Here is a 20,630-nt window from a genome sequence, read left to right on the forward strand (position 1 = left end):
GTTGCTCGTCGGGTTTTGGGTAGACTGATCCGCGTGAGTCACCCCGCACTTGATCCTGCTTCTGCCCGTCGCCCGGACGCGCTCGACGACCGCACCGGGTATTTTGTGGTGTTTGAGGGTGGCGACGGTACCGGCAAATCCACCCAAAAATCCCGGTTGCACAAGTTGTTGGCCGGTTTGCCGTGGGTGCATCCCGATCAGCGGATTATCCACACCCGGGAACCCGGCGGGACCCCGCTGGCCGAAAACGTCCGGACTTTACTGTTGGAGTCCCCACAGGAGCACATCACGCCGTTGACCGAGGCCTATCTGTTCGCCGCGGCACGCGCCTCCCACTGTGCTGAGGTGATTGACCCGGCACTACGGTCCGGACACGTGGTGGTCAGCGATCGTTTTCTGGCATCGTCAGTGGCCTACCAGGGGGCCGGCCGTCAGCTGGGCGAAGATCTGGTCTCACGGCTCAATGCCCCAGCGGTGGCGGGACTACGTCCTGATCTGACCATCGTGTTGGATCTCGACCCCGAGCTGGGCGCGCACCGACGCCGGGCACGACAACACAGTGTCGGTGAGGATCGGATCGAATCGGCCGGGTACGCCTTCCACACGCGGTTGCGGAACTCTTTCCTCGCCCAAGCGGCCGCCGATCCCGTACACCACCTCGTGTTGGATGCCACCGGTGAGGTCAGCGACATCGCCCGCACCATTGCCCAGCGCGTGCAGCAGGATCTGCTGACCCGGGCATTGATCGAGCCGACGGCGTCGACCGGACCCGCGGGGCCCCCGGAGTCGCGCCGATGAACCACACCGTCAACTCCAGTTTCGCCACTGACTCGCATCTCTCGCGCCAGTTTCCGCCGGTCTGGCGCCATCTGGCCGGCCAGCGCCACGTGATTGCCCAACTAACTCGTCCCGAGACACTGCGCGCCCCAGCCCACGCCTGGCTGTTTACCGGGCCTCCGGGGTCGGGTCGCTCCACCGCTGCCCGAGCTTTCGCCCAGTCGCTGGTCTGTCAGCGCGAGCAGCTCGCCGAACGTGGTTGTGGGCAATGTCCGGCTTGTACCACGGTGGCGGCCGGTTCTCACCCGGATGTGAAGATCCTGGCCACCGAGAAGGTCAACTACACGATCGAGGAAGTCCGCTCCCTAGTCGCCGAGGCCCAGGACCGCCCGGCCACCGCGCGCTGGCGGATCTTCATCATGGAAGATGCCGACCGGATGACCGAACGGGCCACCAACGTGTTGCTGAAATCCATTGAGGAACCCCCCGAGCGCACGCTGTGGATCCTATGTGCCCCCTCCCCGGCCGATGTGCTGATCACTATTCGATCCCGCACCCGCTCGGTCAACTTGGCGATCCCCTCGCTGAAGGATGTCACGGATCTGCTGGTCTCCCGCGACGGCCTCGATCCGCAACGAGCGCGATGTGCTGCCCAGCTGGCTCAACACCATGTAGGAATGGCCCGCTGGTTAGCCAGTCACGACGAGGCGATGCGCCGCCGGGATAAGGTGGTGCGCCTGCCACTGACCATTCGCACCGCCTCGGCAGCGGTGGCAGCCGCCGAAGAACTCGTCGCACTCACCAAGCAAGAAGCCGATGACTCGGCCACCGAACGCAACGCCGACGAACGCGCCAGCCTGTTGCGGTCCTTGGGGTTGAACGCGGATGAAACGATTCCGCCGAAACTGCGCCACCACGTCAAACGTCTCGAGGAGGAGCAGACCGCCCGAACGAAACGTAGCGTGCACGATGCATTAGATCGGGCGATGATTGATCTGAGTGGACTGTACCGGGATGTGTTGATGATTCAGCACGTTCCGGATGCCACGACCCGTCACGATATCGAGCTGATCAATCCGCATTTGACCGATCAGCTACTCGACTACGCCCGTACCGTGACCCCGGCCCACCCTCTCAACGCGCTACAGGCCATCAACGAGGCCCGGCTACGCCTGCGGAGCAATGTCCCACCCCAGTTGGCCCTGGAAGCCATGTTTCTGGCCTTGATCCCACGCCGACCCCGCCCCTGAGTGAGGAAGGATCACCGATGCCCCCATCCCCCACCGCCCCACGCTGGCTGTCTGACCGCACTACTACGACCGCTCTGGCGGTCATCACCGCGCTGAGTCTCGGGCTGTCTGCCTGCTCGTCTGAGCAAGACCAGAACAGCACCAACACCGGTCGCGATTCGCAACCTGTCACTGACGGCCAGGGCTCTGAGGAACCCACCGAGAACGGTCAGCCCGAGGACGAGGATGAGAACCCCGGTATCTCTCAGGAGGCTGGCAACCTGGAGTCCTACTACGATCAAGACCTGGCATGGTCCGAGTGCGAGCAGACGACGGACTTCGAGTGCTCGATGGTGCAAGTCCCCTTAGACTATGACCACCCCGAGGAGGCCTCAATCCAGATTGCAGTGACCCGTCCGGCCGGGACCGACGCGGATCAGCCCAGCCTCCTCGTCAACCCCGGCGGACCGGGTGCCTCCGGTGTTGATTTCGTTCAGCAAGACCCCGAGACCCTGTTTTCCCAGGATCTGCTCGAGGCCTTCAGCATCACCGGTTTTGATCCCCGCGGGGTGGGTGATTCCTCTGCGGTGGAGTGTTTCGATGATGCCGGTACCGATGAGTTGCGCGCCGTTGATGAGGGCGATCTCTCCGGCGATGAGGGTTTAGCGCAGGTTCGCGAGCAGGCCGAAGAGTATGCCAGCGTCTGTGATGAGAATTCCGGTGAGCTGCTCGATCATATCGATACCGACAGTGCCGCCCAGGATATGGACATTCTGCGGGCCGTGCTCGGAGATGAGAAGCTGAGTTACCTGGGTTATTCCTACGGCACCGCGTTGGGTGCCAGCTACGCGGAGCAGTTCCCGGATCGGGTTGGGGCCATGGTGCTTGACGGCGCGCTCGATCCGGCGGTGGGCACCGACGAGATCACCTTGGCTCAGGCCGAAGGATTTGAACAAGCCCTCCACGCCTGGGCCACCTGGTGCACCGAGACCCCGAATCAATGTCAGCTAGAGGGCTCCACCACGCAGATCGTGGAGACCGTCCGCGACCTGCTGGCCGATGTCGCCGAGACGACGCCCACCGCAGCTGATGGGAGGGATGTGCCGATCGGGACCTTCGTGTCAGGGCTGATCGTGCCCCTGTATTCCGAAGCGTCGTGGCCGTTGCTAGGGCAGGGCGTGACCGAGGCCATCGATGGTGACCCGTCGCTGGTGCAGTCCTGGGCTGATATCACGGCCGACCGGGCCCCGGATGGCACCTATACCACCAACAGTTTTGACGCCTTTAATGCCATCAACTGCGCCGACCACCCGGTCGATGCCGATCAACAGCACATGGATGCTCACGCCGAGCAACTCGCGCAGGTCTCCCCGACGTTTGGACCGCATATGTCTCATGGAGCGATCGCCTGTGACGTCTGGCCGATTGAGACCCCCGAGCCAGGCCGTGAAGTCTCTGCCACCGGGGCAGACCCCATTGTCGTGGTGGGCACCACCGGGGATCCGGCTACCCCCTACCAGTGGTCTGAGGCCCTGGCCAGTCAACTCGATTCCGGCGTGTTGGTCACCCATCAGGGTGAAGGCCACGGCGCCTACGTTCCCGGTAACGATTGCATCATCGAGGTGGTGGATGACTACTTGATCCACGGCACCGTACCGGAGGACGGCACCACCTGCCCGAACGCCTAGTCCTCGCCCTGGCGTGCCCCGAACGTCTGTGGTCAGCTGTCATGCTTGAGCACAACGTTTTGCTCAACGGCCACCGCAACCGCTATGATTTCTAGTCGTGGCTTGTTCAGCCTCGCCTCCTTAGCTCAGCTGGCCAGAGCAGCTCCCTCGTAAAGAGCAGGTCACCGGTTCGAATCCGGTAGGAGGCTCCAGACGTGCCCGGTCCGGGCGCCCGGGTGTTCAACGCCCCGACCCGCAACGCTGATTTCTCAGCGAGTGACCCGTTCAGCAATGGCGGTTCCCAGCTCTGCGCACCCCGCGGTCCCGCCGAGATCCGGGGTGAGCACCGCGCCGTCAGCCAGCACCTGCTCGAAGGCGGTGACGATCGCCTGCCCCGCCTCGCGGTACCCCAAGAAGTCCATCATCATCGCACCGGCCCAGATTTGGCCAATCGGATTGGCGATCCCCTGGCCGGCGATATCCGGGGCGGAGCCGTGCACCGGTTCGAACAGCGAGGGAAACCTACCGGTCGGATTGATGTTCCCGCTCGGGGCTATCCCGATGGTTCCGGTGCACGCCGGACCGAGATCGGAGAGAATATCACCGAACAGGTTTGAGGCCACCACCACGTCAAACCGGTCCGGGTGCAAGACGAAGTGGGCTGCCAAAATATCAATGTGGAATTTTTCAACCTCCACTTGGGGGAAGTGTCTGGCGTGCTCAGCCACCCGCTGATCCCAGTAAGGCATGGTGATCGAGATGCCATTGGATTTAGTTGCCGAGGTCAGTTTCCGCTGACGCTGTTCGGCCAGCTCGAAGGCGAATTTCACGATCCGGTCCACCCCGGTCCGGGTCATCAAGGTCTCTTGGACCACGATTTCTCGTTCGGTGCCCTCGAACATGGTGCCACCAATGCGGGAATACTCCCCCTCGGTGTTCTCCCGGACCACCACGAAGTCAATCTCTCCGGGCTGACGGTGGGCCAACGGTGAGGGAACCCCGGGCAGAAGTTTCACTGGACGGAGATTGACGTACTGGTCGAACTCCCGGCGGAATGTCAGTAGCGAGTCCCACAACGAGATATGGTCGGGCACCGTCTGTGGCCACCCCACCGCACCAAAATAGATCGCATCAAACCCGCTGAGAATCGCTTTCCAGTTCTCCGGTAGCATGTGCCCGGTTTGCGACCAATACTGTGCCGAAGCAAACTCAAAGTGCTCAAATTCTAGGGGCACCTGATACGCTTCGGCAACGGCCTGTAAGACCTTGAGGCCTTCGGGCACGACTTCGTGGCCGATACCGTCTCCGGCAATCACTGCAATCCGATGAACCATGGTTCCTGTTCCGCCTCTCTGTGTGGATCGGTTGTGCCGTGAGCTGTCTGAAACCACTCTACGGTGCACGCTGGTATGACTCTGAGCTACCAGCCGTACTTAGGGGCGCACACCGAAGCAGGGCGCCCCGAGAAGACGCGGTAGCACCCGGTAGGCGTCATGGATCCACTCGCACAGTCGCCGGCGGGTGGTTCGGGGATCAATGATGTCTTGGACGCTGAACGTTTCGGCGGTTCGAAACCGTGAGGAGTACCGTTGCAGTTGTTCGGTGATCTCTGCCAAGCGCTGTTCCGGATGGGGATGAGTCGCCAACTCAGAACGGAATGCCGCCTCGATTCCGCCTTGGGATGGTAGCGACCCCCAATCTCCCGAGGGCCAAGCCCAGCTACGCACCGCCCGGTGCCGGTTGACAATCCCAGCACCACCGACCCCGTACACCCGCCGCAGAATGATCTCGGCCTGCGGAATCGTGGCCTGATAGATCGCACTGATTGCCCGAGCACCGAGCCGGATCGTGGCATCTCGTTCCGCGCGGGAGCCGATCGTCATCCCGGCCTGATCGGTCAAACTCACCAACGGCACGTGGAAGGCCTCACACAGGTTCACCAGGCGCTCGACCGCCATCGCACCCTCGCGGGATAACGTCGCACCGTGGGCCGGATTAGCGGTGATGACGCCAACCGGGTGTCCGTCTAGTCGCGCCAGCGCCGTGTAGGTGCCGGCCCCGTATTCGGCAAAGCGGAACACCGAGCCCCGGTCAAAAATACCCTCCACGATCGGCTCGATGGCATAGATCTGTCGTTCGTTGCGAGGAATCGCCGAGACGAGGGCCTCATCGGCTCGATCCACCGGGTCATCGGTGGCAATGGCCTCGGGGATCTCATCGACCGAGGACGGAAGGTAGGACAGAAACTCCCGGACCAGCCGATAGGCGGCCTGTTCATCGGCCACGATTCGTTCCACGGTGCCGTTGCCTCGGTGCACGGTGGCCCCGCCGAGTTCTTCTTTACTCAAGTCTTCACCGGTGGCGGCTTTGACCACCGGTGGTCCGGCCGTGAACAGTTGCCCGATCCCCTCGATCATCACCCCGAAATGAGACATAACAAACCGAGCCGCGCCGAGCCCGACCGTAGGGCCAGCACACACCGAGACCACCGGAACCCGGGAAAGATTGTCGACCACGTGATTCCACGCCGGGTTGACCGGCAGATACATTGCCTGGGCATCCAGCACTTTGGTGACCGACCCGCCCCCACTGGCCCCGTCGAGCACCCGCACCATCGGGACCCGCATTTCCCCGGCCAGTTGCTCGGTGAAGATTTGTTTGTCATAGATCGCGGCATCTCCGGATCCACCACGGATCGTGAAATCATCAACCCCTAACAGCACCCGTCGCCCCGCGAGCAAGGCGGTGCCGGACAAATAATTGGTGGGTTTGACCCGGATCAGACGACCCTGGTCATCGTACTCACCGAATCCGGTCAGCGCTCCGATCTCGGCAAAGGAACCTTCGTCAGCCAACTGTGCGATCCGTTCCCGTGCGGTGAGCTTACCCGCGGCGTGCTGGCGTTCGACTTTGGCTGTACCCCCGTGCTGGTGGGCGAACTCGCCTCGCCGGGCTAGCTCGTCCAACTCCGGTTGCCATTCCTCGAGGTTGGTCGAGCTGGTCCGGTCCGAACCCGCCGGGCGATCGGGGTCACTGGACTCGCTCGAGACGGCATTGTGGTCGGACATCGACTGACCATAGGCCAGTGGTTGCCCAGCTTCGACGGTGTCTCCGAGATCGACCAACACACCCTGCACCACGCACTCGGTGCGCGCCCGTACGGGATGTTCCATTTTCATCGCTTCCACCGTGGCCACCGTCGTCCCAGCCGGCACACGCTCGCCCGGTGTCGCCTCGACCGAGATCACGACCCCGGTGACCTGGGTGCTGATGGGTTGCGCCCCTTCAGGAACCGCGCGCCGGCTCTCTGCGGTGACCTGATGTGGAAGCGCTGCCCGCCTAGCTGATACGTCCTGCAACTGGTCGTCTAGTTGCCCGACTGGCGGGTGCTCTCGTAACTGCGGCAGTCGAGCCTGGAGATATCCGGTGGTGATAGCCCCGGACCGGAACTGCTCGTCTGTCAGGATCGCATGCAACAGGCCACGATTGGTGTCCACCGGCGCGGTCGAAAGGTCCTGTAGCGCCCGGGCGGTCACCTGAGCAGCCCCGGCAAAGGTCTCCGAGCGTCCGATCACCTTCGCGATCAGCGAGTCGAACCGGGGATTGATCACCGCGGGTGCCCGAAGCGCGGTATCAACCCGCACATAGCGCCCGGCCGGTAACGATAAATGCTCCACCGTGCCCGCGGTGGGGGTCACCGTTCCGTCGGCCTCCAATACCTCCGCGTTGACCCGGGCCTGAATCGCATACCCTCGCGATACCGGTGGCTGGTCCAGACCGAGTTCCGTCAGTGATGCCCCGGCCGCCAGGTGCACCTGAGCGGCCACCAGATCCACACCGGTGATCTCCTCGGTCACCGTGTGCTCGACCTGCAAGCGCGGATTGACCTCCATAAAGTAGAGGTCGTCGTCGGGTCCCTGACCGGTCACCAAAAACTCCACCGTCGCCAACGACCTCAACTGCACCGCCTCAGCGATCCGTCGCGCCGCTACAGTCAGACGTTCCCGTAGCTGCTCGCTCAGGTGCGGACTCGGCGCGATTTCCACGATCTTTTGGTGGCGACGTTGCACCGAGCAGTCTCGTTCTCCCAGCTGTTGCACGTGGTGCCCGTCTCCGATCACCTGCACCTCCACGTGGCGCGGGTCGGCCACGAATTTTTCGATCAGCACATCTGCGGCCCCGAAGAACTGTTGCGCTTCCCGGGCGCACTCGCGCATCAGTGACTCCAACTGCGCCGGATCCGACACCCGGCGCAACCCTCGCCCGCCACCACCGGCGAGCGCCTTAATCATCACGGTGCCGTGCTCAGCCAAGAATTCTTGAGCCTGTGGCAAGTCCGGGTTCAACCCCGTGGCAGGAACGACCGGACCCCCCACCGAGACAGCCAACTGTCGCGACCGGGCCTTATCACCGAAAACCTCCAGCACGTGCGCATCAGGCCCGACGAACACGATCCCAGCCTGCTGGGCGGCCCGGGCTAGCTCCGGATTCTCTGAGAGAAATCCGTACCCAGGGTGAAGGTAACTGGCCTGCACCGACTGCGCGGCTGCGATCACCTGATCGATATCCAGATACGGCCCCACCCCGGTACCGTTGAGCTCCACCGCCACGTCGGCGTGCCGGATGTGTGCCTGATCGTCGGCGGTATAGACCACGGCGGCGCTCATCCCCACCGCGTGGATTGCCTCCACGATACGCACGGCAATCTCTCCACGGTTCGCGACCAGCACGGTGGGCATCGTGGTCCTCCTGATCAAGGGTCTGAGACCTACGTCACTGAATATCCCTGTGAAGTCAATCACCACCGGGGTGACGGTGTCAATGCAAGAGACGCCGCATCAGCCGGCCCCGGTCGAATCGCCGTCTATAATCTCCACGTCGCCATCGCGACGGGGATCTGGTGCCCCGGTGAGGGTCCTGGCCTCATAGTCGATCTCCAAGGCCTGAACGCTGCCGAATACCGCGTCGTTGCGGGTAGTGACCTGAATCTCCCAGCCCTGGTCCTCAGCCAGTTGCGTCACCTCGGCAGCAGGTTCCGTTTCCAAGGCCAAGGTTGAGCCCTGCAGACTGTGTCGCGGTCCGGTAACCGCCTGCTCAAGGCTGGCTCCGCTCAACGTCCACGGCAACACTGTGGAGGCCAAAATATTCGGGATCTGATGTCCCCCGGGGAACCAATGCCCAACACCGGCCGCCCTTGATCATCCAGGAGTAACACCGGTGCAGACCAACTGACCGACTTCCGTTCAGGCGCGGGCTGATTCTGCTCAGTGTCGAGTGCCGCGAACCGGTTAAGCTGATCGTTGAGAAAGAACCCGGCCACATACTCAGACTGATCCCCTCCCCAAAAACTGGTCAGGGTCTGCGTCATCGAAACCGTCATCCCACTGTCATCCACCACGGTGATGTGGGTGGTATTACCGGCTTGCACTGCTTCGGTCTGACGTTGATCGAGCTCAGCCTCGGCCGGCTGGAGCGAGGCCGCCCGTCGTTCAGCGCGAGCTGGTGTTCTTCGGCCTGGCCGCCACGGTCATCGGCCTGGGTACCGCGACCGCGTTGATGCACCTCTTCGGTCCTGTGGGCTCCGAGGCCGGTTGGGATCAGCTACGTACCGCGCAGGGGCACTCCGAAATGCCGTTATGGTTGCTCTCCAGCATCGGGATCGCAGCGGTTATTCTCGGTGTTTGTCTGCTAACCCAGCATTACCTGAAACGGTGGGTCCCGGCCCTGGTATCGGCCGGACGTCTCGCCTTTACCGTCTATTTGGCCCATTTGATCATTCTGGCCCTGGTCATCCGACCCGCCCCGGAGAACTTAGCCCAGGGATATCTGGTCACCATCGGCCTGTCAGCCACCCTCGTGCTAGCCGCCCACGGCTGGTGGGTGAGGTTCGGCGCTGGTCCGGCCGAACGCCTGCTGTCCTGGCCACCCCGGCTACGGACCAACCCCTGATCGAGGTCCGCCCGCCCTATGACGTCAGATCGGGTAGTGCGGCCTCAGCGGCCTCAATGTCCTCGATGACTTTCTGGGCCCGACGACCGACGGTATACACATCGGTTTGCCCCCGTCGGAACATCGCAGCCGCCTGGGCCACCGCCGCCAAATCATTAGCAGCCCGTGAAATCCACCGGTGCAGATCCTGAAATTCTCCGGGCACATCAAGGCTCTGCTGATCGGGGCTGGCCCGGCGCGCGGCCACACACAATGCCCGCACCCTGGGCAACAGATCGGCCAAAATATTGCCGGCGTTAATCAACCCGTTGCGTTCTTCAGCCGAGACGAAACCCTGGACGTTGCGGGCGTATTCCTCATCCGGGTCCACGATCTGCCAATAGCGTTGCAGCGAGCGATGAAACCGGTCGTGGGCCTGACGCCACAAATGGTGACCCAACTCCCGGTCATCGCGACGTTGTTGGCGACGACGCGCAAAGGGACCCAGCTTCATCGCCTCAGCTACTTTCGGTCTCGGTGTTCTTCTGTACTGTTTCGTCTGAGCTGGTATCTTACGCCTCGGGCATCCGTAACACGATCTTGCCCTGTCGCTCAGCGTCACCAAACCGGTCGAAGGCCGCTGCGACATCCGTGAGATCAAACACCTCCGGTTCGGAGACACAGATCCGACCGTCTGCGATCAACGGCCAGAGGTGAGCCTGTACTCCTGCGAGCACCTCGGCTTTTTCCTCAGCGGTCCGTGAGCGCAACCGGGTTCCGGTAAACCAGGCCTGTTTGGCCATCAGTCGCATCACATTCAGTGTTCCTTTGGCTCCGCCCTGGGTGCCAATGGTAACAACCCGACCGCCACTAGCCACCGCTTTGACGTGGTCCTCCACATAGGCCCCGCCCACGGTATCCAGGATAACGTCGGCACCGTGGCCGTCGGTCAGCTCCATTACCCGATCGACAAAACTCTCGCTCCGGTAGTTAATGGCCTCGGCACCCATCTGTTGCACGGCCTGGCACTTGGACTCGCTTCCGGCGGTGGCGATCGGGCGCAACCCCAGGCCGAGCCCGGCACGGATCGCAAACTCACCGATCCCTCCGGTACCGCCGTGGATCAGCACAACGTCGCCTGGCTGAGCCCCACCCTGCATCCACACATTGGCCCACACCGTGGCCGCGACCTCAACGAGTCCGGCCGTCTGGGTCATGGACGTATTCTCGGGTAAGGGCAACAGCTGGCGGGCATCCACCGCCACGTATTCGGCGTAACCGCCCCCGGCCAGTAGGGCGCACACCGGCGTACCGAAGTCCCAGTGACCGGCCTGGGCACCAACGGCTTCAATGGTGCCGGCCACTTCCAGTCCGGGAATCTCGCTAGCACCTTCCGGAGGGGGGTAGTTACCGGCCCGCTGGTGGATATCGGCCTGGTTCATCCCGGCGGCAGCAACTTTGATTAATACCTCCCTCGCACCGTATTCCGGGACGGACTCCTCGACAACTTTCACCTCACAGGGGTGGTCGACCGAGGGCTGATCGTGTCCTGCGGGGGTGTAAAACCGTGCTGCAAACATACCTTCATTGTCTCAGACCTGTGCTGGATATAACACCGCAGATGCTCATCGCCCTACCCTTGCTGGGTGGTTCGTCTCGTCGCGAGGGTCATGGTCGCGTCATCTGAAGGTGCCGATCGGGATCAAGACCTGTATGATAGTGCGGTCAGGACGGTTGGCCGAGCGGCCGAAGGCGCTGGTCTTGAAAACCAGTAGGCGGTAACCCCGTCTCGTGGGTTCAAATCCCACACCGTCCGCTGTCAGTGGTCTGTTAACTCACGCGTGATGAGTCAGACAGACCGCAACGCACGGCCCCTCGACACATCAGGCTACGTCGCTTCGCAGTCTGGACGTCGAGGGGCCGCTTCTGTGAGCGGTTCTGTGGATCGAACTAGCCGTTCAGTCGGGTGGTTTCCTGCCCGAAGCTGTCCAGCACGCTGGCGTTTTCAATGGTTGATGGCGTGTTGTATTCCTTGCCCTCGACAATGTCACGCATTGTCCGGCGCAGGATCTTGCCCGAACGGGTTTTGGGCAACGCGGAGACGATCTCAACATCTCGGAATGCTGCCACCGCGCCAAAGTCTGACCGAACTTTGGCGATCAGCTCTTCGGCCAGTTGATCCTGAGAAATCTCGGCACCATCTGCCAAGACAACGTAGGCTACCGGTTTCTGACCTTTGAGCTCATCGGCCACCCCGATCACGGCACATTCGGCCACCGCGTCATGTTCTGCCACCAGACCTTCCAAAGTCCCGGTCGACAGCCGGTGTCCGGCCACGTTAATCACATCGTCCGACCGGCCCAGGACGAAAATGTAACCATCCTCATCGATAAACCCGGTGTCCCCGGTGAGATAGTATCCCGGAAACGTTTCCAGATACGAGCGCTTAAATCGATCTTCCTCGTTCCAAAGTCCGATCAACGCCCCGGGTGGCAACGGAAGCTTGATGACGATATTGCCTTCCATCCCGTCAGCCACGGGTTCTCCGGCTGCATCCACGATAGAGACTTGGAATCCGGGCATCGGCACCGTCGGGGAGCCGGGCTTGAATGGGAGCTTTTCCAGGCCACGGGGGTTGGCCGCCACCGGCCATCCGGTTTCGGTCTGCCACCAGTGATCGACCACCGGCTTGCCAGTGATCTCGACAATCCAGTGGTAGGTGGCCTCATCGAGTCGCTCCCCAACCGAGAACACGTTCTCCAGACGAGACAGATCGTATTTCTTCACTTCCTCACCGCGCGGATCTTCTTTCCGGATCGCGCGGAATGCTGTGGGAGCCGCGTAGAGCATCTTCGCTCCGTATTCTTCCGCGACCCGCCAGAAAGCTCCAGCGTCCGGGGTGCCCACCGGTTTCCCCTCGTAGAGCACGGTGGATGCCCCGGTGATCAGGGGTCCGTAAATAATATGCGAGTGCCCCACCACCCAGCCGATATCGGAGGCCACAAATGCCACCTCACCGGCATGCAGGTCGTAGATACGAGGCATCGACCACTCCAACGCGGTGGCGTATCCACCTTGGTCACGCATGACAGCTTTGGGCTTCGAGGTGGTACCCGAGGTGTGAAGCAGGTACAGCGGGTCACAGGAGGCCACCGGCACGGCCTCCGCGGCGCTAGCCGTGGCGACTGTCTCGTCCCAGTCCAACCATGATGGATCAAAGTCTCGGGCCTCTTCGTCGAACTGGGGCCGTTTTTTGACAATCACATACTCCGGTTGATGCTCTCCAGATTCGATGGCGGCCTTGATCGGTGGCAAGTACGGGATCTGTTTCGTGCGCTCGATCCCACCAGACGCCGTGAGCACCACCTTCGGTTGAGTATCGTCCATTCGTGTGGTGATCTCTTTGGCAGCAAAACCGCCGAAGGTCACCACATGGATCGCTCCCAAGCGGGCACAAGCCAGCATCGCCACCGCCGCCTCGGGAATCATTGGCATATAGATCAACACTCGGTCACCCCGGGTCACGCCGAGATCCTGCAGAGCTCCAGCGGTTTGGGCGACCTCCTCCAGCAACTCCTGGTAGGTCACGGCTCGCTTATCCCCGGTGACCGCCGAATCGTAGTAGATCGCGATTCGATCACCGTGACCGGCAGCAACGTGCCGGTCTAGGGCTTGAACCGTAATGTTGATTTCGCCATCAGGAAACCACCGCCAGTGGAACTCATCGGGTTGCTCGACTGCGACGCTGGGAGCCTTCTCCCACTGAAGCGACGCTGCGTTCTCCAACCAAAACTGCTCTGGATGGTCTGTGGCGTAGCGGTAGACATCCTGATAGGTCTGATTCGTCGTAACCTGCTGGTTCATCACATCATCTCCATGATTGTCGTTGTGATGGTGTCAATGCCTTCCTTCAGACACAACATACAGCAGGAGTGATCTGAAGCACAATTGCTAGACTGGGGTCAGTCACCGACCGTGGCGTCATCTGGCTGTTTTGAAGATCGAGCCCCGGGTTAGCTATGCTAAGAGAGTTGTGCCTACCTCAGGGCACATCTGGAGGCGTGCCAGAGCGGCCGAATGGACTTCACTGCTAATGAAGGGTCCGGGTTAAACCGGACCGGGGGTTCAAATCCCCCCGCCTCCGCGTATAACCCCGGGAACCGTCGAGTTTCCGGGGTTTTTCGTTGCAAATAAAGGGAAGTAGCGGAATTGGACCCAATCGTGTTGGTGTCATTTATGCCCCCAAAACGTCAGGTGATACGACAAAACTAGGATCACCGCGGTATCACAACCCACGCTTGACAGTGGCCGGTGGCACAGTAGGCCCTAGAATCCCCGCGTGGCACATGAGACTATGGTGATATGAGTCAACAACTTGAATTCAACGGTCATTTGGCTCGGGCTGCTCGGGCCATTGCAGGTGTCAACCCCATGTACGTCGCGCAGGAAGCGGGACTATCTCGCCAACAGCTCCGCGACTTCGAAAAGGGTGTGGGCGAACTTTCCGAGGCCGAATCCCACCAGCTCAAAACAACGTTGGAGAATCTCGGGGCCCGATTCATCACCGAGGATGCCCACGGTGGTCAGGGGGTGCGCGCCAAATTCCCCCGGAGCAAAGTGACCCAGGTGGAAAACTGGGAAGGTGAAGGCGGACCGGTCGGCGAGGACGACGCTTAGAGGCCTAGGCGTCGTCTTGGGGATTATTATCCTGTTGCGACAAGATTTGCATCAGGTCCATCGCTTCGGGCACCGTGAGCATGGTGTGCTCTGACAGGGTTTGGGCTGCCTCGTCAATGCGGTGATCACGCACCATCGCCCGTAACTGATCTCGTAGCCACGGTGGGAGGTCCTCACTCGAGAGTTGCACGGTGCCGTTATCGCGCATGACTTCGACCTGGAAACCACGAGGCTCCGGGGTGCTGAAATCTTCGTTTTCCCACTCGACGGGAACCGTGAGGTCGGTCAGTTCCTGTTCTCCGTCCTCCGTTGCCGGGGACTGCTCCGAGCCAGCCTGATCAGCCGATGTAGCACCATCGGAGTCATCCGGTACTGAGCGGTCTGTCGGGGTCAGATCGTCCTGGTCGCGCTGGTCGTCCCGATCGTTTAGAGGAGTATTCTCAACACTGTCACGTGCCATGTGGGGCGTGTCCGGTTCCGAGGACGACACGGCCTCGTCGATGCTGATCCATTCCTGTGGGTAGGACGCCAGGGCCTGCACATCCAGCATCGCATCCATCGAGGACACACCGGTCGCCTCACGGTACCGCATGGCGGCCTCCCGCATCTTACCGACGGCAATCAGCCGATAAACCTGGCGGTGGTCTTCTTCATCCAACCGCGTGGAGGCTTGCGCTGCGGTGATCGGTGAAATCCGTTCGGACAATCCACCACCGCGTCGCTGAGACCCGCCACCGGTCCCCGAGGAGGACCGAGACGGCTTGGAGGAGCCGTTATTTTTCTTCGCCACAGCGGCTACCCCGCGATACCCCAGGGCAACAAGAACAGCAACACCAAGGATGATGAGCACGGGGATCAGGTATTCCATGGGGACAATTCTACGGTCCCCTAGCGCATTCTGTCGCCCTGATGTGGTCACATGACCTACCCGCGACGATGGCGGATCCCCCGGGTGATGACAACGGCTACCACCAGCAACGCCGCGGTGAGGGTCAACACGATGGTCATCATCACGGTGCCCGGCCAACCGTGGGCATCCAACAACACTCCGCCGAGCCATCCGAAAAGACTCGATCCAGCGTAATAGCAGAGATTGTACAGCGCCGTGGATTGTGCCCGGCCGGCCACCGCGGCCGCACCCGCCCAGCCGGAGGCCACTGAGTGGGCGGCGAAAAACGCTCCGGTGAAAATGATCAGCCCCCACAAGATCGCCCACACATTGGGGACTAGTGTCAGCGCCACCGAGATCACCATGGCTGCCGAAACCGCTAGCAGCACCGTCGCTGGCCCGTAACGGGTGGCCAAACGCCCGGCCATCGGAGAGGTGACTATCCCCATCACGTAGGCCCAGAAGATCACGGAGACCACCGCAGCGGGCAAGAAAAAAGGTTCGGTCATCAGGTGGTATCCCAGGAAGTTGTAGATCGCAACGAACCCGCCCATCAGCAACATGCCCTGCAGATAGGTGACGATCAATTGCGGGGATTTCAGATTGCCGGTGATCGCCACCAACGCGTGTTTGATGCTGTGCCCGGAGGGTGTGAACCCTCTGGCATCGGGGCTGAGCAATAAGAATCCGATCCCTGAGATGCCGGCGATCACCACGACGATGAGCATCCCGACTCGCCACCCGGCCCAGTCGCCGATCGGCGTGGCGATCACCCGGCCGATAAGTCCGCCGATCACGGTGCCTGCGATGTAGGTTCCGGCAGCTTGGCCGGCATACTTGCGATCAACTTCCTCATTCAAATAGGCCATCGCCAGGGCCGGGACCCCGCCGAGACTGATGCCTTCCAGGAGCCGGAACACCAGCATGAGGTTGAACGACGGCGCAACCACCGAGGCAACGGCGAAGATCAAGGCCGCCATCAGCGCGATGGCCATGGCTTTTTTGCGTCCCAGACGATCACCAACGAAAGACCACGGGATCACCGCCAGCGCCAGCCCGGCGGTGGCCATCGAGATCAACAGTGCGGCTTGATCGGCGCTGATCTGCACATCCGCCGAGATCAGTGGTAGTAGCCCTTGGGGTGAGTACAATTGGGCGAACGTGGCGATCCCGGCTAACAAGAGGCCCGCCAATAACCGGCGGTATCCGGCGGTCTGAGGCACGTGCCCGTGCCACGCCCGGGTGGCTGTGTGCTGATCATCCACGATTCTCACCCACAGTCTGTCTCGCCTCCTGACCGGTCTGTTCGTCTCATTCGGTGGGTCCGGTACGCTGCCCAGCTGGTCGGTAACTGGAGTGCACCGTCATTCTCAGCCCGGCCTGTGGCCGAGCGCCCGGGGTTGGGAACTCCAGCGTCTGCCGAGGCTCGGCACAATCGGCACTGACTGGCTAGAGTGTCTGATGTGAGTTCTCAAACACCAGATGTCGTTGACCTATCCGAATCGTTTAAAGCCTACGATGTGCGTGGCATTGTCGGGTCCACCATCACCGATGACTCCGTGCGGGCGGTGGGAGCCGCTTTCGTGGATGTGCTCGAGCTGGCCGGTGCCACTGTGCTCGTCGGTGGCGATATGCGCGCCTCCTCACCGGAATTCATGCAGGCCTTCGCCGACGGCGCGCGATCCCGCGGGGCCAATGTCACCAGCCTGGGGCTGATTTCCACCGACATGCTCTACCACGCCACGGGAGTATTGAATGCTCCGGGCGTGATGTTCACCGCCAGTCACAATCCGTCCTCCTATAACGGGATGAAGATGGCACGTGCCGGGGCCAGCCCGATCTCGGCCGACACCGGGCTGGCCGAGATTCAACAGCTAGCCCAGCGCTACCTGAACGAGGGCGGGATTCCTGCGGTGGAAAACCCCGGCGAGTACTCCGATACCGAGACGTTGACTGACTACGCCACGTTTTTGCGCTCCCTGGTGGATCTGTCTCAAATTCGTCCGCTGAAGATCGTGGTGGATGCCGGTAATGGTATGGCTGGCAAGACCACCCCGGCGGTGCTGGGTGATGAGCTTCTCGAGGCGCTACCGATCGAGATCGATCCGCTGTACTTCACCCTGGATGGTACTTTCCCGAATCACCCGGCCAACCCGCTGGAGCCGGAGAACCTCAAGGATGTGCAAGCACGTGTGCGCGAAACCGGCGCCGATCTGGGACTGGCCTTCGACGGTGACGCCGACCGGTGCTTCGTGGTCGATGAGAACGGTGACCCCGTCTCGCCCTCGGCAATCACCGCGATCGTGGCTCAGCGTGAAATTCAGCGTGCTCAGGCAGAGGGTGAACAGACCCCGGTGATTATTCACAACCTGATCACTTCCCAGGCGGTCCCGGAGCTGGTGACCGCCAGCGGTGGACGACCGGTGCGCACCCGAGTGGGGCACTCCTTCATCAAGGCGGTCATGGCCGAGGAGAATGCTGTCTTCGGTGGTGAGCACTCGGCCCACTACTACTTCCGGGACTTCTTCAACGCCGACACCGGCATGTTGGCGGCCATGCACGTGCTGGCCGTGCTGGGTAGCACCGAACGGGCCATGTCCGACGTGGCCGAAGAATTCAACCCCTACATCGCCTCCGGCGAGATCAACTCCGAGGTTGCCGATAAGGAGGCGGCCACCGCGCGGGTGCTGGAGGCCTTCCAGACCGACTCTGCCGATAACGACCTCACGGTTGACCGGCTCGACGGGGTGACGGTGGCCTCCCAGTCCGGTGGCTGGTGGTTCAACGTTCGGCCTTCGAACACCGAGCCCTTGCTACGGTACAACGGTGAGGCCCAGGACGAATCCGTGATGGCTGAGGTTCGTGATCGGGCCTTGGCCGCCATTCGCGATCAGTAATCCGGTCGGGTTCTTTATTCCGCCAGCGCCAAGGCGGATCACGAATCCCCGATCGGGTTTATCGAATCCCATCCCCAAGGCCGAGGTGGCCACCAGGGCGGTCAGCTCGTTGTTGATGAGCTGGTCTTCCCGCAGCCGTCGCTGTGCCTGCTCGGCGAGGTTCCGGTCGAGCCCCGCCGATGCGTGCTGGCCGTCGTGCGGATCCTCAGTGCCCTGGGTCATCGCACCGGCCTCATCATGCTGACATCATGCTGATAGAGCACCAGCCGGGCGATCAGGAAGAAAGCACCTCCCCGATACACCGGAGCCACCACTGCCCCGTCATCGTGCTGAGGTGTGCACGGTCACGGGGCAACGGTGACAGTCGGTGCTGACCGCCGTGTTCGAGAGTCAGGTGGAGTTATGCCTCCAGATCCGCCTTGAGCTGGTCGAGTCGCTCGCGCATGGCCTGTGGCAGGCTGTCGCCGAATTTGTCGAACCATTCCTCGATCAGTTCGACCTCGGCCTTCCATTCATCGCGGTCGACGTGCAACGCAGCATCAATTTGGCCCTGGGACACATCCAGGCCGGTCAGATCCAGCGAATCGCGGGTCGGGACGTGACCGATCGGTGTTTCGATCGCCTCGGCTTCGCCCTGCAGTCGCTGGACGATCCACTTCAGCACACGAGAATTTTCGCCGAACCCGGGCCAGGCGAAATCGCCGTCGGCGGTGCGACGGAACCAGTTGACCAAGAAGATCTTGGGCAATTTCTCGGTGCCGATCTGATCTTCCATATCCAACCAGTGCTGTACATAGTCACCGGCAGCGTATCCGATGAACGGCAACATGGCCATTGGGTCCCGACGTACCTCGCCGACCTGGCCTTCCGCCGCGGCGGTGCGCGCTGAGGACAGTGTGGCACCCTTGAAAACGCCGTCGGTCCAGCTGGTGGCTTCGGTGACCAGCGGTACCGTGGTCTTCCGGCGTCCGCCAAACAGGATCGCGTCCAGCGGCACGCCGTTGGGCTCGTTGTACTCCGGGGCCAGCATATCCGTCTGGGTGATCGGGGTGCAGAACCGCGAGTTGGGGTGGGCAGCTGGGGTATCGGAGTTCGGAGTCCAGTCCTGACCCCGCCAGTCGATCAAATGCTCCGGGGTGTCTTCGGTGAGACCTTCCCACCACACGCCCCCTTCATCGGTTAGGGCGACGTTGGTGAAGATACTGTTGCCCTTGGAGATTGCCCGCATCGCGTTGGGGTTGGTGGACCAACCGGTGCCGGGAGCGACACCGAAGAAGCCGAACTCGGGATTGACTACCCGCAGAGTGCCCTCCGCGTCCGGGCGGATCCAAGCAATGTCGTCACCCAGGGTCTCGGCCTTCCACCCTTTCACGGTCGGGTCGATCAGCGCGAGGTTGGTCTTACCGCACGCCGAGGGGAAGGCGCCGGTAATGTACCGGACATCGCCCTGCGGGCTGGTGAGTTTCAACACCAACATGTGCTCGGCCAGCCATCCCTCGTCGCGAGCCATGGCTGAGGCGATACGCAGCGAGTAGCACTTCTTGCCCAACAGAGCATTTCCGCCGTATCCGGAACCGTAGGAGACAATTTCGCGGCTCTCGGGGAAATGCACGATCCACTTCGTGTCATTACACGGCCAGGCGACATCCTCTTCGCCCTCTTCCAGCGGGGCACCCACCGAGTGCAGGGCAGGGACGAAGAAGGCTTCGGTCTCAGTCAGCCGGTCCAGCACATCCTGACCAATCCGGGCCATGATCCGCATCGAGAGCACCACGTAGGGCGAGTCGGTGATCTCGACACCGAACTTGGGGTCATCGGCGTCCAAGTGCCCCATCACGAAGGGGATCACGTACATGGTGCGCCCACGCATTGAGCCGGCGAAGGCGTCGTTGAGGATGGCGCGCATTTCCCGAGGATCCATCCAATTATTGGTGAATCCGGCGTCGGCTTTCTTTTCGGAGCAGATGAAGGTCCGCCCCTCCACTCGGGCCACGTCACTGGGGTCCGAGAATGCCGCATAGGAATTGGGGAACTTAGGATCGGTCAGCTTGGTCAACGTTCCGGCCTCAACCAGTTCCGCCGCGAGCCGATCATACTCCTCTTGCGATCCGTCCACCCAATAGATGGAGTCCGGCTGGGTACGCCCGGCGACCTCCTTGACCCAATCCAGCAGGTCACGGTAGGTCGTGGGTGCATTTTCCTCCAGTGCGGAGAGATCATTCGAGGCAACATGAGCAACCATGTGGGTCCTTAGAGTCTAGGGTCTCGGTTTAAACGGAGTCAGCACGCTCATCCACCCGATGCTGGGAGCTACCTCAGCCCACCAATCGGATCATCGTCACTAACACGCCGTTGTATCAGCACGTGATGAGATCAGTGTTACTCCTGTGGCCAGTCTATCAGCGCCCCAGCGGAATTTCCCTCTTGGTCACATCGGCCCCTTAGACGTCGCTGAGGTGTCGCTTGAGATCGTTGCACGTCGAGACCTGAGGTGCGTGTTCACGCGGGTTTTGCCTCAATTTGGCATTCAGTTCTGATCCGCGTATAGTATTCAACGGTCATGATG

15 protein-coding genes, 3 tRNA genes and 1 pseudogene are annotated in these 20,630 nt (G+C 61.7%); 9 read left to right on the forward strand and 10 right to left on the reverse strand.

The window, feature by feature from the left end; all coding sequences use genetic code 11:
• Positions 1 to 33 precede the first annotated feature (33 nt).
• The 4 genes from tmk to DYI20_RS08600 all read left to right on the forward strand — a co-directional run bounded on the left by tmk (position 34) and on the right by DYI20_RS08600 (position 3,885).
• Entirely contained in the window at positions 34 to 798 is a 765-nt protein-coding gene (tmk, locus tag DYI20_RS08585) for a dTMP kinase (protein WP_110110823.1), read from the forward strand.
• Positions 795 to 2,027: a DNA polymerase III subunit delta' gene (locus DYI20_RS08590; protein WP_110110824.1), complete on the forward strand. Its 1,233-nt coding sequence runs from the start codon at positions 795 to 797 to the stop codon at positions 2,025 to 2,027. The genes tmk and DYI20_RS08590 overlap by 4 nt, the downstream gene beginning before the upstream one ends.
• A gap of 17 nt (positions 2,028 to 2,044) precedes the next feature.
• Positions 2,045 to 3,694, forward strand: coding sequence for an alpha/beta hydrolase (locus tag DYI20_RS08595; RefSeq protein WP_122549309.1), 1,650 nt, complete (start codon positions 2,045 to 2,047; stop codon positions 3,692 to 3,694).
• A 114-nt stretch (positions 3,695 to 3,808) separates the two neighbouring features.
• A tRNA-Thr gene (locus DYI20_RS08600) sits at positions 3,809 to 3,885 on the forward strand.
• 57 nt (positions 3,886 to 3,942) lie between these two features.
• On the opposite strand, the gene DYI20_RS08605 is transcribed toward DYI20_RS08600, so the two are convergent.
• The 3 genes and pseudogenes from DYI20_RS08605 to DYI20_RS12950 form a co-directional block, all read right to left on the reverse strand.
• Positions 3,943 to 5,007: a tartrate dehydrogenase gene (locus DYI20_RS08605; RefSeq protein WP_110099886.1), complete on the reverse strand. Its 1,065-nt coding sequence runs from the start codon at positions 5,005 to 5,007 to the stop codon at positions 3,943 to 3,945.
• A 99-nt stretch (positions 5,008 to 5,106) separates the two neighbouring features.
• Positions 5,107 to 8,412: an acetyl-CoA carboxylase family protein gene (locus tag DYI20_RS08610; RefSeq protein ID WP_122549310.1), complete on the reverse strand. Its 3,306-nt coding sequence runs from the start codon at positions 8,410 to 8,412 to the stop codon at positions 5,107 to 5,109.
• Positions 8,413 to 8,511: 99 nt separating this feature from the next.
• A pseudogene (locus DYI20_RS12950) lies at positions 8,512 to 9,113 on the reverse strand (gamma-glutamyltransferase); the annotation flags it as partial.
• A gap of 62 nt (positions 9,114 to 9,175) precedes the next feature.
• On the opposite strand from DYI20_RS12950, the gene DYI20_RS08625 reads away from it, so the two are divergent.
• Positions 9,176 to 9,622, forward strand: a complete 447-nt coding sequence (locus tag DYI20_RS08625) for a DUF418 domain-containing protein (protein WP_122549312.1) — start codon at positions 9,176 to 9,178, stop codon at positions 9,620 to 9,622.
• Between the two features lie 16 nt (positions 9,623 to 9,638).
• On the opposite strand, the gene DYI20_RS08630 is transcribed toward DYI20_RS08625, so the two are convergent.
• Positions 9,639 to 10,115, reverse strand: coding sequence for a hypothetical protein (locus DYI20_RS08630; RefSeq protein WP_183145620.1), 477 nt, complete (start codon positions 10,113 to 10,115; stop codon positions 9,639 to 9,641).
• A 58-nt stretch (positions 10,116 to 10,173) separates the two neighbouring features.
• On the reverse strand, positions 10,174 to 11,181 hold the full coding sequence (locus DYI20_RS08635; RefSeq protein WP_110101192.1) for an NAD(P)H-quinone oxidoreductase: 1,008 nt from the start codon (positions 11,179 to 11,181) through the stop codon (positions 10,174 to 10,176).
• 148 nt (positions 11,182 to 11,329) lie between these two features.
• Here DYI20_RS08635 and DYI20_RS08640 point away from each other — a divergent pair.
• Positions 11,330 to 11,417: transfer RNA gene (locus tag DYI20_RS08640), tRNA-Ser, on the forward strand.
• Between the two features lie 134 nt (positions 11,418 to 11,551).
• Here DYI20_RS08640 and DYI20_RS08645 read toward each other — a convergent pair.
• A complete protein-coding gene (locus tag DYI20_RS08645; protein ID WP_122549313.1) occupies positions 11,552 to 13,465 on the reverse strand; it encodes an AMP-binding protein in 1,914 nt (637 codons plus the stop codon).
• A gap of 191 nt (positions 13,466 to 13,656) precedes the next feature.
• On the opposite strand from DYI20_RS08645, the gene DYI20_RS08650 reads away from it, so the two are divergent.
• Positions 13,657 to 13,745 (forward strand) — tRNA-Ser (locus DYI20_RS08650).
• Between the two features lie 218 nt (positions 13,746 to 13,963).
• Positions 13,964 to 14,278, forward strand: coding sequence for an XRE family transcriptional regulator (locus tag DYI20_RS08655; RefSeq protein WP_110101194.1), 315 nt, complete (start codon positions 13,964 to 13,966; stop codon positions 14,276 to 14,278).
• Positions 14,279 to 14,282: 4 nt separating this feature from the next.
• On the opposite strand, the gene DYI20_RS08660 is transcribed toward DYI20_RS08655, so the two are convergent.
• Both DYI20_RS08660 and DYI20_RS08665 read right to left on the reverse strand, forming a co-directional pair.
• A complete protein-coding gene (locus DYI20_RS08660; protein WP_110101195.1) occupies positions 14,283 to 15,146 on the reverse strand; it encodes a hypothetical protein in 864 nt (287 codons plus the stop codon).
• Between the two features lie 56 nt (positions 15,147 to 15,202).
• A complete protein-coding gene (locus DYI20_RS08665) occupies positions 15,203 to 16,432 on the reverse strand; it encodes an MFS transporter (protein WP_233242777.1) in 1,230 nt (409 codons plus the stop codon).
• A gap of 198 nt (positions 16,433 to 16,630) precedes the next feature.
• Between DYI20_RS08665 and DYI20_RS08670 the strand changes: the two genes are divergently transcribed.
• On the forward strand, positions 16,631 to 18,064 hold the full coding sequence (locus tag DYI20_RS08670; protein ID WP_122549325.1) for a phosphomannomutase/phosphoglucomutase: 1,434 nt from the start codon (positions 16,631 to 16,633) through the stop codon (positions 18,062 to 18,064).
• Here the strand turns inward: DYI20_RS08670 and DYI20_RS08675 are convergent.
• Positions 17,981 to 18,286 (reverse strand): hypothetical protein, encoded by a 306-nt coding sequence (locus tag DYI20_RS08675; protein ID WP_122549314.1) that lies wholly within the window; start codon positions 18,284 to 18,286, stop codon positions 17,981 to 17,983. The genes DYI20_RS08670 and DYI20_RS08675 overlap by 84 nt on opposite strands.
• 178 nt (positions 18,287 to 18,464) lie before the next feature.
• Positions 18,465 to 20,306, reverse strand: a complete 1,842-nt coding sequence (locus tag DYI20_RS08680) for a phosphoenolpyruvate carboxykinase (GTP) (RefSeq protein ID WP_122549315.1) — start codon at positions 20,304 to 20,306, stop codon at positions 18,465 to 18,467.
• Between the last annotated feature and the right edge of the window lie 324 nt (positions 20,307 to 20,630).

Origin of the sequence: Auritidibacter ignavus (assembly GCF_003703835.1) — a bacterium.
In the GTDB taxonomy this organism is placed as follows: Bacteria; Actinomycetota; Actinomycetes; order Actinomycetales; family Micrococcaceae; genus Auritidibacter; species Auritidibacter ignavus.

Bases quoted from the DNA above. Each gene is read 5' to 3' on its own strand.
- DYI20_RS08590 (WP_110110824.1), top strand. From the start codon at position 795: ATGAACCACACCGTCAACTCCAGTTTCGCCACTGACTCGCATCTCTCG.
- DYI20_RS08595 (WP_122549309.1), top strand. From the start codon at position 2,045: ATGCCCCCATCCCCCACCGCCCCACGCTGGCTGTCTGACCGCACTACT.
- DYI20_RS08605 (WP_110099886.1), bottom strand. From the start codon at position 5,007: ATGGTTCATCGGATTGCAGTGATTGCCGGAGACGGTATCGGCCACGAA.
- DYI20_RS08610 (WP_122549310.1), bottom strand. From the start codon at position 8,412: ATGCCCACCGTGCTGGTCGCGAACCGTGGAGAGATTGCCGTGCGTATC.
- DYI20_RS08630 (WP_183145620.1), bottom strand. From the start codon at position 10,115: ATGAAGCTGGGTCCCTTTGCGCGTCGTCGCCAACAACGTCGCGATGAC.
- DYI20_RS08635 (WP_110101192.1), bottom strand. From the start codon at position 11,181: ATGTTTGCAGCACGGTTTTACACCCCCGCAGGACACGATCAGCCCTCG.
- DYI20_RS08645 (WP_122549313.1), bottom strand. From the start codon at position 13,465: ATGAACCAGCAGGTTACGACGAATCAGACCTATCAGGATGTCTACCGC.
- DYI20_RS08655 (WP_110101194.1), top strand. From the start codon at position 13,964: ATGAGTCAACAACTTGAATTCAACGGTCATTTGGCTCGGGCTGCTCGG.
- DYI20_RS08660 (WP_110101195.1), bottom strand. From the start codon at position 15,146: ATGGAATACCTGATCCCCGTGCTCATCATCCTTGGTGTTGCTGTTCTT.
- DYI20_RS08675 (WP_122549314.1), bottom strand. From the start codon at position 18,286: ATGACCCAGGGCACTGAGGATCCGCACGACGGCCAGCACGCATCGGCG.
- DYI20_RS08680 (WP_122549315.1), bottom strand. From the start codon at position 20,306: ATGGTTGCTCATGTTGCCTCGAATGATCTCTCCGCACTGGAGGAAAAT.